The organism is Streptomyces sp. NPDC055103 (assembly GCF_053607625.1).
Genome location: NZ_JBSGTX010000146.1, coordinates 1 through 3,844 on the forward strand (window position 1 = coordinate 1; position 3,844 = coordinate 3,844).

At 70.2% G+C, this 3,844-nt stretch carries 2 protein-coding genes; both read left to right on the forward strand.

From position 1 onward, the window contains the following. Nucleotides 1-166: 166 nt before the first annotated feature. Nucleotides 167-790 carry a GntR family transcriptional regulator gene (locus ACWFR1_RS39965; protein ID WP_056645386.1) on the forward strand — a complete coding sequence of 208 codons (624 nt, stop codon included), beginning with the start codon at nt 167-169 and terminating at the stop codon, nt 788-790. A gap of 298 nt (nt 791-1,088) precedes the next feature. Next, entirely contained in the window at nt 1,089-3,794 is a 2,706-nt protein-coding gene (gene aceE / locus ACWFR1_RS39970; protein WP_453560907.1) for a pyruvate dehydrogenase (acetyl-transferring), homodimeric type, read from the forward strand. The last annotated feature ends 50 nt before the right edge of the window (nt 3,795-3,844 follow it).

Below are 3,844 nucleotides of genomic sequence, written 5' to 3' on the forward strand. Positions count from 1 at the left end.
TTACCCGCCGCGGGGGGCGGGGGTTTTGTCTGGCAGACCGGTTCCGTTGCGGTGTGCGCCGCGCACCCGCTCACCCCCCCCCCGGGGCGCCCCCCCCGCCGTGTTTGTCTGGGGGGGGGGCCCGCCGCCGTATTGTCTAAGGGTCAACACTCCCCGAGGAGCCTCCATGACCGTCCCCGTCGTCCACTCGCTGCGCGAACAGATCCGCGAGCACATCGTGGAGGGGATCGTGAGCGGCCGCTGGAAGCCCGGTGAGCGCATCGTGGAGCGCCGGATCGCGACCGAGCTCGAGGTCAGCCAGACGCCGGTCCGCGAGGCCCTGCGCGAGCTGGAGTCGCTGCGCCTGATCGAGTCGGCCCCCAACAAGGGCGTACGGGTCCGCAACCTCACCGCGGCCGACCTGGAGGAGAGCTACCCCGTCCGGGCCGGTCTGGAGCAGATCGCGGCCGAGCTGGCGGCCGGGCGGCTCGCGACGGACTGCTCGGCCCTGGAGCCGCACGTGGCGGCCCTCTACGAGGCGGACGCGACCGCCGACGGCACGGCGCAGGTGCGGCACACGGTGGCCTTCCACCGGGAGTTGGTGAAGGCCGCCGGGAACGGTGTGCTGCTGCACACCTGGGAGACGCTCGGCATCGAGGTCTTCACGGCCTTGTCGATCCGCTGGCTGGGCACGGTCCAGAAGTCGTACGCGGAGGAGCACCAGGAGCTGGTGGAGGCCTTCCGCCGGGGCGACCCGAACATCGGCGCGCTCGTGAAGGCCCACGTCCTGGGCTGCGCTCCCCGAGCCTGACCCCCGGCCTGACGCACAGTGAAGCGGGCTCGCCTCCGGGTGGGTCCGCTCATTCGTGCGAGCACCTCCTCAGACATCCGCCCCCACCTGCGAAAACGAGTCGAAAACGCGGCACCGGGTGCCTTTTGGCACGGCACCCTGTGCCGACTTTCTCGATCTGAAGAGGTTTTCCCCTTCAACCCTTTGATCGATCATCGATCGCTGGCTTACAGTCTTCGGCGGGCCCCACCCGGCCCTTCGCCCTGTCCTGCCAGACACGGCCCCCATCTCTACCCCACCTGTCCGGAAGGCGGCGATCATGACCGATCCCGTAGGCAAGATTCCGAGCGAGCTCGACCAGCTCCCGGACCGTGACACCGAGGAGACCGCCGAATGGGCGGCCTCCCTGGACGCCGTCACCAAGGCCGCCGGCCCTCACCGGGCCGCCTACCTGATGCGCCGCACGCTCCAGCACGCCGAGGGCGCGGGCCTCGCCCTGCCCAAGCTGCTGGAGACGGACTACGTCAACACCATCCCCACCTCCGCCGAGCCGTCCGTCGGTGACTTCGGCGGCGACGAGGAGATGGAGCGGAAGATCACCGCGTGGAACCGCTGGAACGCGGCCGCGATGGTCACCCGCGGCTCCAAGTACGGCGTCGGCGGCCACATCGCCACCTTCGCCTCGGCGGCCTGGCTCTACGAGACCGGCTTCAACCACTTCTTCCAGGGCAAGGAAGCCGACGGTTCCGGCGACCAGCTCTACATCCAGGGCCACGCCTCCCCCGGCATCTACGCCCGCGCGTTCCTCGACGGGCGCCTCGGCGAGGCCCAGCTCGACAACTTCCGGCAGGAGTCCGGCGGCAACGGCCTGCCCTCCTACCCGCACCCGCGCCGACTGCCCTGGCTGTGGGAGTTCCCCACCGTCTCCATGGGTCTCGGCCCGCTCTCCGCGATCTACCAGGCGCGCTTCAACCGCTACCTGACGAACCGTTCCATCAAGGACGTCTCGGCCTCCCACGTGTGGGCCTTCCTCGGTGACGGCGAGATGGACGAGCCCGAGTCGACGGCGGCCCTCGCGCTCGCCGCCCGCGAGGGTCTGGACAACCTGACCTTCGTCATCAACTGCAACCTGCAGCGCCTCGACGGCCCGGTCCGCGCCAACTTCAAGATCGTGCAGGAGCTGGAGGCCCAGTTCCGCGGCGCCGGCTGGAACGTCGTGAAGTCGCTGTGGGGCAACGCCTGGGACGAGCTGTTCGCGCTCGACACCACCGGCGCCCTCGTCCGCCGCCTCCGCGAGGTGCCGGACGCGCAGGTCCAGACGTACCAGACCCGCGACGCCGCCTACATCCGCCAGGACTTCTTCGGCAAGGACCCGGCGCTCGTCGCCATGGCGCAGCTGCTGAGCGACGACAAGATCCTGGAGTGTTTCCACCGCTCCCGCGGTGGCCACGAGCCGCGCAAGGTGTACGCCGCGTACAAGGCCGCCCTGGAGTTCAAGGGCGCGCCGACGGTCATCCTCGCGCAGACCGTCAAGGGCTTCACCCTCGGTGAGGGCTTCGCGTCGAAGAACGCGAACCACCAGATGAAGAAGCTGTCGACCGACGAGTTCAAGAACATGCGTGACCTTCTTGAGCTGCCGATCTCGGACGCGCAGTTCGTCGACGGCCAGGTGCCCTACGGCCACCCCGGCGCCGACTCCCCCGAGGTCCGCTACCTCCAGGAGCGCCGCGCGGCCCTCGGCGGCCCGGCCCCGGCCCGCCGCACCCACGCGCTCGCCCCGCTGCCGGCCCCGGCCGACAAGGCGTTCACGGCCTTCGACAAGGGCTCCGGCTCGCAGTCGATGGCGACGACGATGGCGTTCGTCCGACTCATCAAGGACCTGATCCGCGACAAGGAGACCGGCAAGCGCTGGGTCCCGATCGTCCCGGACGAGGCCCGTACCTTCGGTATGGAGTCGCTGTTCCCGTCGCTCGGCATCTACTCGCCGAAGGGCCAGACGTACGAGCCGGTCGACCGCGACCAGCTGATGTACTACAAGGAGGCCGTCAACGGCCAGATCCTCAACGAGGGGATCACCGAGGCCGGTTCGATGGCCGACTTCATCGCCGCTTCCACCGCGTACTCCACGCACGGCGAGGCGATGATCCCGTTCTACATCTTCTACTCGATGTTCGGCTGGCAGCGGACCGCCGACCAGATGTGGCAGCTCGGCGACCAGCTCGGCCGCGGCTTCCTCGTCGGCGCGACCGCGGGCCGTACGACCCTGACCGGTGAGGGCCTGCAGCACGCCGACGGCCACTCGCCGGTGATCGCGGCCACCAACCCGGCGGCGCTGACGTACGACCCGGCGTTCGCCTACGAGGTCGCCGTCATCGTCAAGGAGGGTCTGCGCCGGATGTACGGCGAGGCCGCCGAGGGCGAGGACCAGAACGTCTTCTACTACCTGACGGTCTACAACGAGCCGATGCCGCAGCCGGCCAAGCCGTCCGGCATCGACGAGGGCATCGTCAAGGGCCTCTACCGCTTCAACACCGCGGAGTCGGCCGGTCTCGACCTGCCGGCGAACGCCTCGCGCATCCAGCTCCTCTCCTCCGGCACGGCGATCCACTGGGCCCTCGAGGCGCAGAAGACGCTGGCCGCCGAGTGGGGCGTGGCCGCCGACGTGTGGTCCGCGACCTCCTGGACGGAGCTGCGGCGCGACGCGCTGGAGGCCGACGCGGCGCTGCTGCGCGGCGAGGAGCAGGTGCCGTACGTCCGCAAGGCCCTGGAGGGCATCACCTCCCCGGTCCTCGCGGTCTCCGACTACATGCGCCAGGTCCCGGACCAGATCGCGCAGTGGGTCGAGCAGGACTGGTCCTCGCTGGGCGCCGACGGCTTCGGTCTGTCGGACACCCGTGAGGCGGCCCGTCGCCACTTCGGCGTCGACGCCCAGTCGATCGTCGTCGCGGCGCTCGCGCAGCTGGCGCGGCGCGGCGAGGTCCAGGCGACGGCCGTGAAGGAAGCGCGCGAGCGCTACGGCCTGTAGGGTCACCGGCTCCGTGAGGCGGGCGGCACGCATGATGGACTCATGCGTGC

Excerpts from the sequence above, each read along its gene's own strand:
- ACWFR1_RS39965 (WP_056645386.1), top strand. The coding sequence starts at position 167 with ATGACCGTCCCCGTCGTCCACTCGCTGCGCGAACAGATCCGCGAGCAC.
- aceE (WP_453560907.1), top strand. The coding sequence starts at position 1,089 with ATGACCGATCCCGTAGGCAAGATTCCGAGCGAGCTCGACCAGCTCCCG.